The sequence below is a fragment of the Gillisia sp. JM1 genome, assembly GCF_000424645.1.
In the GTDB taxonomy this organism is placed as follows: Bacteria; Bacteroidota; Bacteroidia; order Flavobacteriales; family Flavobacteriaceae; genus Gillisia.
In genome coordinates this window covers 527,965-544,043 of record NZ_KE384219.1, presented here as the reverse complement: position 1 = coordinate 544,043, position 16,079 = coordinate 527,965, and the positions used below count along the sequence as shown (strand labels likewise).

Here is a 16,079-nt window from a genome sequence, read left to right as displayed (position 1 = left end):
CTTGATCTTTTTTTTGCAATTGAATTTCTCGATATTGAATTTTATAAATACTGTAGAAGCTTTTAATACTGAAACATTCTTAGTAAAACCATCCTAATTAGATCACATTAGTTATTTTTACGAAAAATATTAAATATGCTTAATAAATTATCTTTTTTAGGAATACTACTCGTTCTATTAATCTCTTGTAATTCTGAAGAAAAACAATCAGCAGATCTTTTGGTGTTTAATGCACAAATTTATAAAGTAGATTCCACTTTTTCCACTACTGAAGCTTTCGTAGTTAAGGATGGAAAATTTTTAGAAACAGGAACTGTTGAAGCACTCCAGGAAAAATATGATTTCAAAGAAAAACTGGATGCAGAAGGAAAAACTATTCTCCCAGGCTTTATAGATGCACATGCACATTTTTATAGAATGGGCTTGCAACAACAAAAAGTAGATTTAATGGGCACCAATAGTTTTAAAGAGGTTTTGGACCGAATAGTTGTTTTTCAGAAAGAGCGAAATGTAAACTTTATAACAGGTAGAGGCTGGGATCAGAATGATTGGGAAGTCAAAGAATTTCCATCCAAAGAGAAACTGGATAGTTTATTCCCTGATACTCCAGTGGCAATTACCAGAATAGACGGGCATGCTTTATTGGTGAATCAAGCTGCCTTACATAAAGCAGGGATTACTTTAAATACTAAAGCAGAAGGTGGTGCTATTGAAGTTAAGAATGGACAACTTACAGGAATTCTAATAGATAACCCTATGAGTCTTGTTTATGATTCGGTAGAACAACCTTCAAAAAAAGAGCAAATTCAGGCGTTGATGGATGCTCAAAAAATCTCATTTAGTTATGGATTAACTACGGTGGTAGATGCTGGAATAGATAAGGAAACAATTCAGCTGATAGATAGTTTGCAAAAAGCTGGAAGTTTAAAGACCCGGATCTATGCGATGATAAGTAACACGAAAGAAAACCTTGATTTTTACTTAGGGAAGGAGCCTATTAAAACAGAAAGATTAAATGTGCGCTCTGTGAAGTTCTATGGAGATGGTGCCTTAGGATCGAGAGGAGCGGCCTTAATGGAACCCTATTCAGATCTTGAAGGTCACTATGGCGCTTTGTTATCTCCGGTAGCAGATTTTAAGAAAACAGCTCAAAGAGTAGCTAATTCAAAATTTCAAATGAATACACATGCCATTGGGGATTCTGCTAATAGATTAGTGCTTAAAACCTATGATGAATTATTAAAGGGAAAGGAAGATCGCAGATGGCGAGTAGAACATGCACAAGTAATAGATTCTGCAGACTTTAAATATTTCAGCAAAAACATTATTCCGTCTGTACAACCTACACATGCAACAAGCGATATGTATTGGGCAGAAGATCGGCTTGGCGCCGACCGGATAAAAGGGGCGTATGCCTTTAAAAAATTACTAGATCAGGCAGGAATTGTAGCTTTGGGGACAGATTTTCCGGTGGAAGAAGTGAGCCCGTTCTATACTTTTTATGCTTCAACAGCTAGAAAAGATCTTAAGAACTATCCAGAGGGTGGTTATAGAATGGAGCAGGCATTATCCAGAAAAGAAACCTTAAAGGGAATGACCATTTGGGCAGCGTACGCTAATTTTGAAGAAGAGGAAAAGGGAAGTATAGAAACAGGTAAATTCGCCGATTTCATAATCCTTGATAAGAATATTATGGAAGTTGATGAGAATGAAATTCCAAACATTAAAGTCTTACAAACCTATGTGAACGGAGAAAAAGTGTATTAAAATTATCAATTCTGAAATTCTAAAGCTTACTTATGTAAAAGTCCTCCCCTCTGGGAAGGATTTAGGAGGGGATGAAGATTTAGGTGGGGAAGAGGAAAAATTATCTTCCGCCATTGGCAACTAGATCGTTAATACAAAGATCTTCTAATTCTGGGATATTATTATCTATCATATCAATAATACTCCCTCCAAACTCAATATTGGCAGTCATCAAACAACCACTTACATTACAATGGGCCTGACTTTCTGAATCCTCATGATCTACCTGCATTGGGGATCCAACGTCTACCAGACCAAATAAGTGACCAAATTCATGATTAAGAACAGCAGATTCTACATCACTCTTAGCTGTAGAAGGTGAATTATTGGCGATTTTTTCTATGGTCTTACCGTAAAGCACTATAGAAGTATTTCTAAAAGCCGAGCCCAAAACCACTTTATTATCTTCATCATTTTCATTGCTTCCATCAGCCACATAAAGAAAAACAGCAATCTCATCTCCTGCGTTATAAACACTACGCTCATCTGCTTCAACCTGTGCAATTTCTTCAATAGAAAAGGGTGCTTTATTAGAACTGGCTACTGCGCGAGTGGTGATTTTAACCCCATCTGGTTTAAATGTGTGTTCTAATAAGAATTCTGATAAATTATTTAGGGCTACATCTGTTGGTTTAAAACCAGTTACATAAACTACTTCTACTGTTAAAGACGTGAATTTCACATCGCTTAAAAGTTCATTTGCAGAAGCTCCTAGAGCTTTTAAATTTGCACTTTTATCTACCCGTGGAGTTCCATTATCTGAATCGGTCGAATCTTTAGAACAACCAATTATTAAAAGGAGTAATAAAAAAGGCAGGATTATTTTTGGAATCTTCATAGGATGGTTTAAAAATAGGGTGACTAAAAATTAAAATTATTAATGAATATAGATAAATATAAGTAGTAATACTTACGAACTCTAAGCTATAAAGGTTTTAACACCGCCAAATAATCGAAATGCTCGCCTTTCTTAACCAGTTCACAGCTAAAATCATTCCCTTCTGCAGCAAGTGCTAAACTATTATAGTCCAGATATAACCAGTTAAATTCACTAGATCGTTCTCCTTTATAACTAATACTAAATTCTAATTCACCGTAATAGGGTGCATCAGGATCTATCCAAATTCCTCCATCTTCATCTGGATCAAACAAATAACTTAGGTCTGAGGAGTCTATTAAAATTTGTCCATCTTTAGATAATAGCGTTTTTGAATACTGAAAAAATCGATCTAGATTTTCCAACTTTTCAATAATTCCTGTACCATTCATCAATAAAAGAATAGTATCAAATTTTTCATCTTTTAGATCGAAATAATCAATGTTCCTTGCATCTTTAATTCCTCTCGCTTTACAAATTTCCAAAGCCCCTTCAGAAATATCTATAGCCGTGACCTCTAATTTTTTTACATTCTGAAGAAATAATGAATGACTTCCTGCGCCGCATCCAACATCTAGAATTCTTCCTGAGGCCTTTTCTAAGGCAGCTTGTTCTAATGGCGGCATATCTTTAAAATCTCTAAACAGATAAGGAACCAAGATCTCATCATCATCAAAATCTAGAGAATGCACCAATATTGGGGTTTCATCTTTCTCAAGATAATATGCTGAAATAGCTTTACCAAACACATCTATTGTAGCCTTGCTGCTTACTTGCTTCTTCATATCTTTGCGCTTATGGAAGAAATTCTGAAAGATCTCCCGAAAAAGGCCAAAGATAAGCATAAGGAGAATAAAAAGTTCTTTGCTAAGCTACGTAAAAAGCCACCCAAGCATTTGGACTTACAAATGCAAGAATTGCATGAAGAAGAATTTAAGCGCACAGATTGTCTTACCTGCGCCAATTGTTGTAAAACAACAGGGCCTTTATTTACCAATAGAGATATAGAACGAATTTCGAAACATTTCTGGCAGAAACCCGCTCAATTTATTGAGACTTACTTAAGGGTAGATGAGGATAATGATCATGTGTTGAAGCAAGTTCCATGTAGCTTTTTAGGGGAAGATAATTATTGTTCTATTTATGAGGTACGTCCGAAAGCTTGCAGGGAATATCCACATACCGATAGAAAGGATTTTCATAAGATCTCAAACATTACCTTGAACAATACCGCTATTTGCCCGGCAGCTTATAATATCGTGGAGGAAATGAAAAAGAGAATTAAATTGAAGTAGTTAGCAGTTTCAATTTTTAAATAAGTAAGTATTTAAAAAAGTATTCGTGTATTCGTGGCAATTTTGTTTATTACTTATAAATTAGATACTCTGCCCTCATTTTTTTAAATGCTGAAAGGTCTTCTTGCCAAGTAGCTTTGATTTCTTCTGAAGTCACTCCTGCTTCAATTTGTTTTTGAAGTTCTGGGCCACCCGCAAGTTTTGTGAAAAAGGAATTAAAAAAATCTTTCTGATTTTCAGTATTCTTATATGCGTCTACAAGCCATTTCAAATTTATCCCTTCAAGGAATGGAGCATTGCTAAGATCTTCTCCATAACAAAGTTTTCCTAAATGTTTAGGACTTTTGGCGCCATCTAAAGATTCTGGCGCATAAGAATAGTTATAGAAATCCTTGTTCAAAAAAGGAGAGCCATAAACTTGAAATTGTTTATTCGTTCCTCTTCCCGCGTTCACATTAGTACCTTCAAAAAAGCACAAACTAGGATATAAATTAATGGCCTTCGAATTGGGTAAATTTGGTGAGGGTTTTACAGGAAGTTCATATTTAAGAACATGAGTATAATTCTCCATTTCAATAATCTGCAGGTCACACTGAATCCCATTTTTCAACCATTTTTCTCCATTGATCATCTGTGCATATTCTCCCATAGTTAATCCATGAACAACAGGAATTGGATGCATTCCCACAAAACTACTATGAGCTGGATTTAAAACTGGGCCATCAATATAATGGCCATTAGGATTAGGTCTATCCAGAATAATAAGCTGAATACTATTTTCCGCACATGCTTCCATCACATAATGTAAGGACGAAATATAGGTGTAGAATCTGGCGCCTACATCTTGAAGATCAAATATCATTACCTCAATGCCTTTTAATTGCTCTGCTTTTGGCTTTTTATTATCTCCGTAAAGGGAAATAATGGGAATTCCTGTTTTTAAATCTTTTCCATCTTTTATGGTTTCTCCGGCATCGGCGGTACCACGAAAGCCATGTTCTGGTGAAAAAATCTTCACGACATCTATATTTAAAGACACTAAAGAATCAACTACGTGGGTGTAGGACGGGGTTTTGCTTTCCGCAGAACTACTCAAGATCAAACTACTTTGATTGCCTACAATTCCTATTTTCTTGTTCTTCAGTATAGGGAGGTAAGCTTCAGTTCTATTAGCGCCCAAAACTAATTCTGGTGAGATTTTTTCAGTAGAAATAATCGAATCTTTTTCCTTAGATACATCCGTAGCTTCTGAGTTAATTTGTCCAGTTCCTCTCCCGCAGGAAACACTAAGCATAAGAACGAATAAAAATGTATTTTTGAAGAATCTATAAACCATGAATCTATCTTGAATTTAGAATTTTTTATAGCCAAACGGCTTATCCGGGCAAAGAAGTATAAAAGTAGTATTTCGGCACCGATTATAAAAATTGCAATTGCAGCAATCGCTATTGGGGTGATTATGATGCTAGTTTCTTTTGCAACCGGGATGGGGCTTCAGGTTAAGATACGTGAAAAGATCGCAGCTTTTAATGGGCATATCACTATTCAGAGTTACGATAATAACAGTTCCCAAGTTTCTTTAATGCCTGTTTCTCTTGAACAGGATTTTTATCCAGAATTCAAATCGGTAGAAGGTATTACGCATGTTCAGGCTATTGCTACAAAGGCCGGTATAATTAGAACAGAAACCGATTTTGAAGGAGTTATTGTAAAAGGAGTTGGTGCAGATTTTAAATGGGAGAACTTTACCGACTTTTTAGTAGATGGGGAATTGCCAGATTATACTGATAACCTAAATGAAGATGTCCTCATTTCTCAATACATCGCTAATAGATTAGGTTTTAAAGTTGGGGATAAGATTATCACCTATTTTCTTAGGGAAGATGCTAGCAGACCACCATTGTTAAGAGCTTTTATGGTAAAAGGGATCTACAATTCCGGCTTTCAGGAATTTGATAAGCTTTATATGCTCTCAGATATCCGACATATTCAGCGAATTAATGGCTGGGATAAAAATCAGGTAGGAGGATTTGAAGTGTTTATTGAAGATTTTGATGAATTAGACCTTAAAGGTGCAGAGGTTTATGACAACACCAATTCATTTTTGGATACCCAGACTATCAAACAGAAATACGCTTCTATTTTTGAGTGGGTCTCTTTATTCGATTTTAATATCGCACTCATTATAGGTATCATGATTCTGGTTGCAGGAATCAATATGATTACCGCGCTGCTGGTTCTAATTTTAGAACGCACACAGATGATCGGGATCTTAAAGGCACTTGGTGGTAGTGACTGGAGTATTAGAAAGATCTTTTTATACAATGCTTCCTATTTAATTCTCTTAGGTTTATTCTGGGGAAACCTTATAGGATTAGGTTTGCTTTTTATTCAGAAGTATTTCAAACTTTTCCCATTAAATCCAGAAACCTATTATGTTACTGAAATTCCAGTTTATATTGGTTGGGAATATATTCTAGGTGTGAATATTGGAACTTTGGTCTTATGTCTTCTCATGCTATTGATCCCTTCTATAATAATCACCAAGATCTCACCAGTAAAAGCAATGAAATTCGACTAACTACTGAGTTACTGTATTTACAGATTCACTCAAAACCTTGCAAAGTGATATTCTGAAGAGTATCTTTGCACTTTCAAAAATAAAATATGGAATACGCTGAAAATATATTAGGAACCATTGGGAATACCCCACTGGTAAAAATGAATAAGCTTACCGCAGAGATTGATGCATTAGTATTAGCAAAATACGAAACTTTTAATCCGGGAAATTCTGCAAAGGATAGAATGGCTGTTAAAATGATCGAAGAAGCTGAAGCTAGTGGAAAACTAAAACCAGGAGGCATCATTATAGAAGGAACTTCAGGGAATACTGGAATGGGATTGGCACTTGTAGCAATCATTAAAGGATATAAAATGATTTGTGTGCTTAGTGATAAGCAAAGCAAGGAAAAGATGGATATTCTTAGAGCTGTTGGAAGTGAAGTAGTGGTTTGCCCTACAGATGTGGCTCCAGAAGACCCAAGATCTTATTATTCTACCTCTAAACGTTTAGCTGAAGAAACGCCTAATTCTTGGTATGTAAATCAATATGATAATCCGGCGAATACACAGGCGCATTACGAAAGTACAGGTCCGGAAATTTGGAAACAAACAGATGGTAAGGTCACACATTTCGTAGTAGGAGTAGGGACAGGTGGAACTATTTCTGGGGTTGCTAAATATTTGAAAGAGCAAAACCCAAAAATAAAAATTTGGGGAATAGATACCTATGGATCGGTATTCAAGAAATATCATGAAACTGGGATCTTCGATGAAAACGAAATTTATCCTTATGTAACTGAAGGAATTGGAGAAGATATTCTTCCTAAAAATGTAGATTTTTCATTAATAGATGGTTTCACGAAAGTAACCGATAAAGATGCTGCAGTTTATACTCGGAGACTTGCAAAAGAAGAAGGAATGTTTCTTGGAAATAGTGCGGGAGCTGCTGTAAAGGGACTACTTCAATTAAAAGAACATTTCACAAAAGATGATGTAGTTGTAGTCTTGTTCCATGATCATGGAAGTAGATATGTGGGAAAAATGTTCAATGACGAATGGATGAAGAAAATGGGTTATATAGAATAATTATCACAAAAATAGATTTTAGGAGACGCCCGATGGGCGTCTTTTTTATTTACGGAATTGCAAAAAATAAAAGATCAAACTTCCGCTTAGATACATGATAACATCCAGAATATCTGCAGTATATCTGGGTTCTACCGGAGGAAGGTAAATTTCAAAGTAGACGGCATAAAGTACGGTTAATGAAAGTGTGGTGAAGAGGGAGAGTCTAATTGTATAATCTCGTTTTATAAAATGAACTGCGTGCAGACATATAGTAAGAACTATGGGCATACATAAAAAGTTATTTACATAAAATCTCGCCCAATTAGGAAGAGCTATCTCAAAATAGTAGGATAACTGAATGCCAATAAATATGAGAAGGAAAAAGAAAATAACGTAGCGAAGAATTTTCATAATAAAAACACGGAGACTACAAAAGCGATAGCCATTCCTATTGCCATTACAATGATCCAAACGGTGAAACCAGCCCTGGCAAAGAACCGAATAAACTTATTGGGATGTTCGCGTAAAGACGTACCCCCTTTTTTTGTGCCAGGAGTATCATTTGGGGGTTTTACAGAACCTATTCCGTTATCTGGCACCGACTTTTTATTTTGGTCTCCTGAATTGGCTGAATTGGTTGGGCTCATAAAGTTTATTTAATTAAATATAAGATAAATAAAAACAGCACTTCAGCAAAAAAAACTAAAGCCTTTTTAGTCCCGGGTTAACTAAGAATTAGCATTCGACACCAAATAAGAACACCCCACAGTAAGGTGAAAATGCCTTTTTAATCGCTCATTGAGGGTCCATTTCTAGGCCCAATAATTATCGGGACATATCTCGTTGGCTTTCCACGAGATTCTTGGTCTAAAAAGGTTTTATTCCCAACCCCAAGGAGCTTCCGGAGCCTCTACAGGATTAGAGAGATCAAAGTAAACGTTGAAAGCAGGATTATCTGTTCCAATTCTTTTCAGGTTGTAAGAAAAAATAGATTCATCAAGTGTGATCCACCATACGTTTGTAGCAGCATAACCTATGAGATCTCTGGTTTCCTGATCTGCCGGAAAAAACTGAAGCTTGTCAGACCCTGTATTAGTGCTGATTCCGCCATATTGTGTAATGGCGTCCTCACTACCATCTTCGTGACGATGATCGTGTTTTAATTTTATTCGATCTCCTTCTAAAGTTAAAACCCAAGTACGGGATTTATCAGCTCCCACATAGAAAGGGATTTTAATAGTATTTTCATCGCAAGCCAAAACATACATCACTAATTTTTTTCCAGAAAAACTGTCATTTTTTATAGATTCATCTAGCTTTCCTTCATATGCTTTTCCACAGTGTTCTTTTAAGTTATTCCAGAAAATTTGAGCTTGATTTTTATCTTGAGCGAGACTGTTGTCGGCAAAAATAAATACGAACAATAAAAACAAATACTTCATAAATTAAATTTTTTCTAAATATACTATTTCAAACTCTTATATGTTTATTAAAATGGATTGTAGGTATTCTTATATAAATTACATTTCACCATAAATTAAAATCTTATGAGATTAGTTTTAGTTGTCTTTGGTTTACTATTATTTATGATGAGTTGCAGTAGCTCTTCAGAAGCTTTGAAGCCTGATGAAAATGAGATTTCAGATAGCCCGGATAACTTGAGTTATTTGGCACTTGGGGATTCATATACCATTGGAGAAAGCATAGCTGAGGATTTGCGATGGCCTGTTCAACTTGTTAATCAATTACGGAATAAAGGATTAGAAATTAATGCGCCACGGATTATTGCTAAAACAGGTTGGACCACAGATAATTTATTAAACGCAATAGATGCCAATCTTGGCAATGAGAGATATGATCTTGTTTCTGTTTTAATTGGAGTGAATAATCAATATCAGAATAAATCTATTATAGATTATGAAGCAGATCTCAAAACCATCTTTACTGAAGCCATACAAGCTTCTAAAACAGGGAAAGAAGGTGTGTTTGTAGTTAGTATTCCAGATTATGGAGCTACTCCATTTGGCGCTTCCAATGCTGAAGAAATAGGGAAAGAAATTGCCGAATTTAATGATGTTCTAAAAAAAGTGGCCAATCAATTTGATCTTTCTTTCTTTAATATTATGCCAATATCTAAAATGGCGAAATCTGATAGATCTCTGGTAGTCAAGGACGGTTTGCTTCCAAGTGGGAAGATGTATACACTTTGGGTGGATCTATTTTTTGATGAGGTTCTTGAAAAGTTGCAATAAAAATTTCTTGAATATTTTTAACACATTATGCATCAAATAGTTAATTGTAAAAGCTTTACATTTATTTGATGCAAGAAGACTTTCTACATTATCTATGGAAATTTAAAAAGTTCGATTTTAGTAAAGCTATTACTACATCGAATTCTAACATTACGATTCTTGATATTGGGACTCACAATCATCTTTCTGGCCCCGATTTTTTCAATGCTAAAATTGAAATTGATCATCAGCTATGGGCTGGAAATGTAGAAATTCATTTGAAATCTTCAGACTGGTATCTCCATCGGCATGAAACAGATCCTAATTATGACAATGTGATACTGCATGTAGTTTGGGAAGATGATAGTGAGGTTTTTAGAAAAGACAATTCTGCAATTCCTACTTTGGAATTAAAGGAGCTAGTGCATCCGGACTCTCTAGATAAGTATAGATCTTTACTATTGAACGGGTCAAAAAAATGGATCAACTGCGAAAAAGATTTTCATCTTTTCGATGATTTCACAATGAATAACTGGTTAGAGCGGGTTTATTTTGAAAGGTTGGAGAAAAAGTCCATCAAGATTATGGAAATGCTGAAATCTACAGAGAACAATTGGGAAGAAGTTCTTTTTAAATTGCTTTTTAGAAATTTCGGACTAAAAGTAAATACTGATGCTTTTGAAAGTATTGCCAACAGTATAGATTTTAAAGTGATCCAAAAACTCGGAGACTCTTCTTTTAAAATGGAAGCCCTGATCTTTGGTCAAGCTGGTTTATTAAATGAAAATATAGATCAATCCTATTTCGCATCTCTAAAATCTGAATATCAATTTTTACAACAAAAATTCAATTTGGATAATTCTTCAGTGCTCCTGCCGCAATATTTTAGATTAAGACCAGATAATTTTCCGACTATCAGGCTGTCACAATTAGCAGAACTTTATAGTAATATTCCGCATTTATTTTCAGAGATTATTAAGAGTAACAGCAAAGAAGAATTTTATCGTCTTTTTAGTTCTAGCACTTCAGAATTTTGGGAAACCCATTATACTTTTAAAAAGGAACATAAATGCAGAAAAAAGAAGCTCACCCAAAGTTTTATTGATCTTTTAATTATAAATACTATAGTTCCTTTTAAGTACTGCTACTTAAAGGAAACTGGAGATATGGAGACTTTAGAGACGCTTAATATTGTTGAACAAATAAAGCCCGAGAAGAATTCGATTGTAGAAAATTTTAATACTTTAAGATCAAAAACCGCGACTAACTCGTATCATTCTCAAGCTTTAGTTGAGCTCAAAACTGAATACTGCGATAAAAATGCGTGTTTACAATGTGGGCTTGGTGTAAAACTTATTCATGGATTGGTATAGAATAATAGTTATATTTGAAAAGTGTTAAAACTTGTATATTCCATAAGGCATTATTTTGAGAGAAACGGCTTTTATGTTTCTTCGCGATTAGCAGATAAACTTGGTATTCGCGCTAAAACGATCAGGCTATTTTTTATCTACCTTTCATTCGCAACCCTAGGACTGGGTTTTGCTTTTTATCTAACATTTGCTTTTTGGCTCAAATTGAAGGACTTGGTTTATACTAAGCGCTCCTCGGTATTTGATCTATGAGATTTTTAATTAATCCCTCATTGAGGGTTTAATTCCCGGTCCCGATAGATTCTGTGTTAACTAACAAAAGGTTTTCTCTTTTATTTTATTATTTTTGTTACTCAAGACGGCTATAAGCTAGTCTGTAAAAGGATACTTTCTGCATTTGCATCTAGTGTCCTTTTTTGTTGATGATCATTGTCAAACCTAGTTTTATTCTTATCTACTACAAATATAAGTTCTAACATTTTTCTCTGAACAGCTATCAGTGCTTTCATTTTAATCCCGCTTTTGGCAACTATTCTCGCATATAGATCTCTATGAGATTTATTATACTTAACGGATGATAGAGAAGGTAGATGTAATGATTTTCTAAGATGCCTATTTCCTTTTTTCGATATCCGCGGTTTACCCTTTACAGATGTACCTGATTGTTTTTCCCTAACATCTAGACCCGCATAACCAGTCAACTGTTTTTTATTCCTTATTAGCTCGAACCCATTAGTCTCAGCTAATACTATGACCGCCGTCAGCTCTCTCACGCCAGGTATAGTGCATATATTCTTTACTCTCTCCATAATATCAGGATAATCCTTTAGCAACGTTGCTATATCCATTTTGATTTCTTTCTCTTGTCCGTTGAGAAATTTGATTCTCTCTGCAATGCGTTTTAGACTTCTTTCGTTTGGCACAGCTTCTGCTTTTTCTGCGTGTAGCTGATTTTTGACCATTGATCTCTGATCTACTATTTGATCACGCTCTCGGGTTAATTGCTTGAGCTGTCTATAAGCCTCTTTTGGACGATTCCAGTTATCTAGCTTACGTTCAAGACCGAACCTCATTATAGCTTGAGATGCTGTCTTATCAGTAATAGTGTTTATGTCCAATGTCCTAAAAAAATTACTAATCTTATTAGGCAATACAATACTTAAATCAAAACCACTTTCATCAAGGGCATAGGCGAGTTTTTCATGATAAACTCCGGTAGCTTCCATGACATATCTAACGCTATTTGCATTATTACTGTTGCTAGCTACCCAATCGATAAAATATTTTATACCATTTTCAGTATTTTTAAACACTTTGTATGATATGATTTCAATGTCCAAATTCTCATAGAGCCTTCCTAGAGATACAACTAATTCCTTTTGAGCTACATCAATACCTGCAACTTCCTTTAAAACTTTTTTCACGTGTTCAAATTTTTTAAATTAAAAGTGAAAAATCTCTGTTCGTCTTTTCTCCTGGTTGGATATTCTGGATACCGTTAAGGTTCCTTACATTCTGTTCAAACTCTACGAGATATAAAAGGATAAGGTCCTATCTATCGGTCGATATATCTTATGATTATCTAGCCATCGGTTGACTCTTACCCTCTTTCACTTATATCTGTAAAACTAGAAATTTATTCCAAATGCAAACATAGGAGCCATCGGGATGCATCGAATTTTTAAAAGTATTTTCCAGTTCATACATCTTATGTTTGCCCCGAGGTTCTTGATTTCTAAAATTTAAGACGAAATAATTCTAGTATTTGTAGTCTTTCTATCTAAACGTTCTAGGGTATAAATCTACGGAAGGAAAAGGCATTGTAAATCCAGAACCTTGTATGGTCTTAAAAAAGAATTCTAAATTAATCTTGATTGGCAGGCCGAATCAGATAGCTGAATTAAAACAAATTTATCATGTTTAATAATTCCTTAACATTTTAACTAGTAAAAATTTGAAAAGGGTTAATTTTTTAGCATCTTGCCGCTGCAATAATTCACAAAATATAAATTAATACCTTACAACTCCAATGAAGAAAATTTTATTTTCCTTATTAGCAATCTTTTCCCCATTACTAATTTTCGCTCAAGAACAAACAGCCTCACAGGTAATAGACGAAACTTTTCGTGCATATACCAGCTGGTTTGTAGACCTAATATTTTATGAAATTCCCTTTTCTGAATATTATCAAATTCCTTGGGTACTAATAGTATTAATTGGGGGTGCATTATATCTTACTATTTATTTTAAGTTTATAAATATCACTGGATTCATTACTGCGTTTAGAGTAGTTAAAGGTCAGTATGAAGATATCGAAAAACATGGTGCAAATACCTTATATGGGGATGTTACACCAAATGAAGGTGAGAATATAATTGAAACAATAAGAGATGATAGTGCAGACGGAGAAGTTTCGCACTTTCAGGCTTTAACTGCTGCTTTATCTGCAACAGTTGGACTAGGTAATATTGCAGGTGTTGCTGTAGCACTTTCTATTGGTGGTCCGGGAGCAACTTTCTGGATGATTTTAGCTGGATTTTTAGGAATGGCTTCAAAATTTGCAGAGTGTACACTCGGTGTGAAGTATAGAGATGTAGGTGAAGATGGAACTGTGTATGGAGGGCCAATGTATTATTTAAGTAAAGGGCTTAAGGAAAAAGGCTATGGAAAAATCGGGAAAGTTCTAGCTGTTGTGTTCGCTGTTTTTGTAATTGGTGGATCTTTTGGTGGAGGAAATATGTTTCAAGCCAACCAAGCTGCTGCACAATTTGTTCAGCTTTTTGAATTGACAGGTGGTAATGCAGGTTTTTATTTTGGTTTAGTAATGGCAGCTTTAGTAGCTGTAGTGATTATTGGAGGAATTAAAAGAATTGCGAGTGTTACTGAGAAAGTAGTGCCTTTTATGGCAGGAATTTATGTTTTGGCTGCTCTTGTTATTTTGGCAGCTAACTGGCATTTAATAGATGATGCTTTTAATTTAATTTATCAAGGTGCATTTACTGGGCTAGGAATAGCAGGTGGATTAATTGGTGTAATGATACAGGGTATTCGTCGTGGCGCCTTTTCTAACGAAGCTGGTGTTGGATCTGCTGCAATTGCTCACTCTGCGGTTAGAACTAAATATCCAGCGAGTGAAGGTATTGTTGCTTTATTAGAGCCGTTTGTAGATACAGTAATCATTTGTACTATGACTGCTTTGGTAATTATTATTACAAACCTGGAAGGTGGATTCATGACTTACGGAGTGCCAATTACAGAAGGAGTAGAGCTTACTGCAATTGCTTTTGACTCTGTGATACCTAATTTCTCTATAATTTTAACGATAGCGGTAATTTTGTTTGCTTTTTCTACTATGATCTCTTGGTCGTACTACGGAATGCAAGGTTGGATATACCTTTTCGGAAAAGGTAAAATAACCGATCTGGTTTATAAGGGACTGTTTTTAGTGTTTGTTGTAATTGGTGCTTCTATTAGTTTAGGTGCAGTAATAGATTTTTCTGATGCAATGATCTTTGCGATGGTGGTACCAAATATTATTGGAGTACTGTTTTTAACTCCAGTAATCAAAAAGGAACTTACTAGGTATCTGAAGGCTATTAAGCTTAAAAAGGAAGCTATAGATGATGGAGCAGAAGATCATCAAAAGAATATGTAAATCAAGAACCTCGGGGCAAGCCCATGAGGTATGATTTGGAAAATACTTTTAAAAATTCGAGTCAAGCCCGCCTGAATGAAATTCTTTTCGGGCAGGCCTCGGGGAATTAAACCCTCAATGAGGGATTAAATAAAATATTTTATTATATAAATCCCACATTACTTTTAATAGTAGTGTGGGATTTTCTTTTCTATTATTTTTTAATTAGATGGTAATTCTAAAAAAATGACTTAATTTAATACTTAAGTTCAAATGAAAAGTATTAAATATGAGTAATTTGAGTTCTTATTTTATCTTTAGTAAGAGTCAGCGGAATGGGATCTTTTTACTGGTACTGCTTATCATTATCTTTCAATTGGTCTATTTTTTCGTAGATTTTAGTTACGAGGATAATATTTCAAAAGAAGATTTATCAAGAATTACTCATTATCAAAAACAAATAGATTCTTTAAAGCAAGTAGGTATTGCTGAAGCTGAGATTAAGATCTATCCGTTTAATCCAAATTTAATTACAGACTATAAGGGCTATACTTTAGGGATGTCTGTAGAAGAAATAGATAGATTATTTCAATTTAGGAAGACTAATAAGTGGGTGAATTCTCCAAAAGAATTTCAAAATGTAACGCTGGTTTCAGACAGTCTTCTAAATAAAATCTCTCCGTATTTTAAGTTTCCAGACTGGGTTCAAAAGGCTGGTCAAAATAAGAGTTCAAGCTTAAGTAAGTCCACCTCTTCCTCTATTCTTAATAAGAAAGATTTAAATGCGGCATCTTTAGAGGAACTTATTATGGTGAAAGGAATTGGCGATGTTTTGGCGACTAGAATTATAAAATATAGATTGAAAACTGGAGGTTTTATTTCAGATATTCAGTTAAAAGATATTTATGGATTAAATCTTGAAACAAGAAAGGAGCTCTTAAATAAGTTTTCAGTTCTAACAAAATCAGAGGTAGTTATATTTAATATTAATAAGGCTTCTGTTTTAGAAATCGCTTCAGTTCCATATCTAGATTATGAACTGGCTAGAGAGATCGTCAATTATAGAATACTCCATGAAAGAATAGGGACATTTGAAGAATTGGCAGAAATTAAGGGGTTTCCTTCAGAAAAAATTGACAGAATAGCCTTATATTTGACCTTAGAATAGGAATTCGGAATAAGGTAAGAACTTGGTTAGTGTAAATTCTGCTTTTCTATGAGTTTGTTGAGATA

Annotated in this window: 15 protein-coding genes; 9 read left to right on the top strand and 6 right to left on the bottom strand. The window is 34.7% G+C overall.

All coding sequences use genetic code 11. From position 1 onward, the window contains the following. Positions 1 to 135: 135 nt before the first annotated feature. Positions 136 to 1,767 (top strand): amidohydrolase, encoded by a 1,632-nt coding sequence (locus tag H033_RS0116915; RefSeq protein ID WP_026839358.1) that lies wholly within the window; start codon positions 136 to 138, stop codon positions 1,765 to 1,767. Positions 1,768 to 1,867: 100 nt separating this feature from the next. Here H033_RS0116915 and H033_RS0116910 read toward each other — a convergent pair whose 3' ends face one another. Then, positions 1,868 to 2,644, bottom strand: coding sequence for a hypothetical protein (locus H033_RS0116910; RefSeq protein ID WP_026839357.1), 777 nt, complete (start codon positions 2,642 to 2,644; stop codon positions 1,868 to 1,870). Between the two features lie 86 nt (positions 2,645 to 2,730). Beyond that, positions 2,731 to 3,468 (bottom strand): class I SAM-dependent methyltransferase, encoded by a 738-nt coding sequence (locus tag H033_RS0116905; RefSeq protein WP_026839356.1) that lies wholly within the window; start codon positions 3,466 to 3,468, stop codon positions 2,731 to 2,733. Between the two features lie 12 nt (positions 3,469 to 3,480). Between H033_RS0116905 and H033_RS0116900 the strand changes: the two genes are divergently transcribed. After that, positions 3,481 to 3,978, top strand: coding sequence for a YkgJ family cysteine cluster protein (locus tag H033_RS0116900; protein WP_026839355.1), 498 nt, complete (start codon positions 3,481 to 3,483; stop codon positions 3,976 to 3,978). A 70-nt stretch (positions 3,979 to 4,048) separates the two neighbouring features. Here H033_RS0116900 and H033_RS0116895 read toward each other — a convergent pair whose 3' ends face one another. Continuing rightward, a complete protein-coding gene (locus H033_RS0116895) occupies positions 4,049 to 5,314 on the bottom strand; it encodes an exo-beta-N-acetylmuramidase NamZ domain-containing protein (RefSeq protein ID WP_026839354.1) in 1,266 nt (421 codons plus the stop codon). 9 nt (positions 5,315 to 5,323) lie between these two features. Here H033_RS0116895 and H033_RS0116890 point away from each other — a divergent pair, with 9 nt between their 5' ends. Continuing rightward, on the top strand, positions 5,324 to 6,559 hold the full coding sequence (locus H033_RS0116890) for an ABC transporter permease (protein WP_026839353.1): 1,236 nt from the start codon (positions 5,324 to 5,326) through the stop codon (positions 6,557 to 6,559). An 86-nt stretch (positions 6,560 to 6,645) separates the two neighbouring features. Further along, on the top strand, positions 6,646 to 7,626 hold the full coding sequence (locus H033_RS0116885; protein ID WP_026839352.1) for a PLP-dependent cysteine synthase family protein: 981 nt from the start codon (positions 6,646 to 6,648) through the stop codon (positions 7,624 to 7,626). Between the two features lie 389 nt (positions 7,627 to 8,015). Here the strand turns inward: H033_RS0116885 and H033_RS0116880 are convergent, their stop codons facing one another. Together H033_RS0116880 and H033_RS0116875 are read right to left on the bottom strand one after the other, a co-directional pair. Further along, positions 8,016 to 8,255 carry a hypothetical protein gene (locus H033_RS0116880; protein ID WP_026839351.1) on the bottom strand — a complete coding sequence of 80 codons (240 nt, stop codon included), beginning with the start codon at positions 8,253 to 8,255 and terminating at the stop codon, positions 8,016 to 8,018. 231 nt (positions 8,256 to 8,486) lie between these two features. Continuing rightward, positions 8,487 to 9,050, bottom strand: a complete 564-nt coding sequence (locus H033_RS0116875; protein WP_026839350.1) for a hypothetical protein — start codon at positions 9,048 to 9,050, stop codon at positions 8,487 to 8,489. 105 nt (positions 9,051 to 9,155) lie between these two features. Between H033_RS0116875 and H033_RS0116870 the strand changes: the two genes are divergently transcribed. From H033_RS0116870 to H033_RS22200, 3 genes are all read left to right on the top strand, one after another. Next, entirely contained in the window at positions 9,156 to 9,860 is a 705-nt protein-coding gene (locus H033_RS0116870) for an SGNH/GDSL hydrolase family protein (protein WP_026839349.1), read from the top strand. A 68-nt stretch (positions 9,861 to 9,928) separates the two neighbouring features. Beyond that, a complete protein-coding gene (locus tag H033_RS0116865) occupies positions 9,929 to 11,212 on the top strand; it encodes a DUF2851 family protein (protein ID WP_026839348.1) in 1,284 nt (427 codons plus the stop codon). A gap of 21 nt (positions 11,213 to 11,233) precedes the next feature. Then, the gene (locus H033_RS22200; RefSeq protein ID WP_081661895.1) at positions 11,234 to 11,464 is read left to right on the top strand and encodes a PspC family transcriptional regulator; all 231 of its coding nucleotides are present in this window, start codon (positions 11,234 to 11,236) and stop codon (positions 11,462 to 11,464) included. A gap of 110 nt (positions 11,465 to 11,574) precedes the next feature. On the opposite strand, the gene H033_RS0116860 is transcribed toward H033_RS22200, so the two are convergent. After that, entirely contained in the window at positions 11,575 to 12,636 is a 1,062-nt protein-coding gene (locus H033_RS0116860; RefSeq protein WP_026839347.1) for an IS110 family transposase, read from the bottom strand. A gap of 605 nt (positions 12,637 to 13,241) precedes the next feature. Here H033_RS0116860 and H033_RS0116855 point away from each other — a divergent pair. Both H033_RS0116855 and H033_RS0116850 read left to right on the top strand, forming a co-directional pair. Next, positions 13,242 to 14,867 (top strand): alanine/glycine:cation symporter family protein, encoded by a 1,626-nt coding sequence (locus H033_RS0116855; protein ID WP_026839346.1) that lies wholly within the window; start codon positions 13,242 to 13,244, stop codon positions 14,865 to 14,867. A 268-nt stretch (positions 14,868 to 15,135) separates the two neighbouring features. Next, positions 15,136 to 16,014 (top strand): ComEA family DNA-binding protein, encoded by an 879-nt coding sequence (locus H033_RS0116850; RefSeq protein ID WP_026839345.1) that lies wholly within the window; start codon positions 15,136 to 15,138, stop codon positions 16,012 to 16,014. The last annotated feature ends 65 nt before the right edge of the window (positions 16,015 to 16,079 follow it).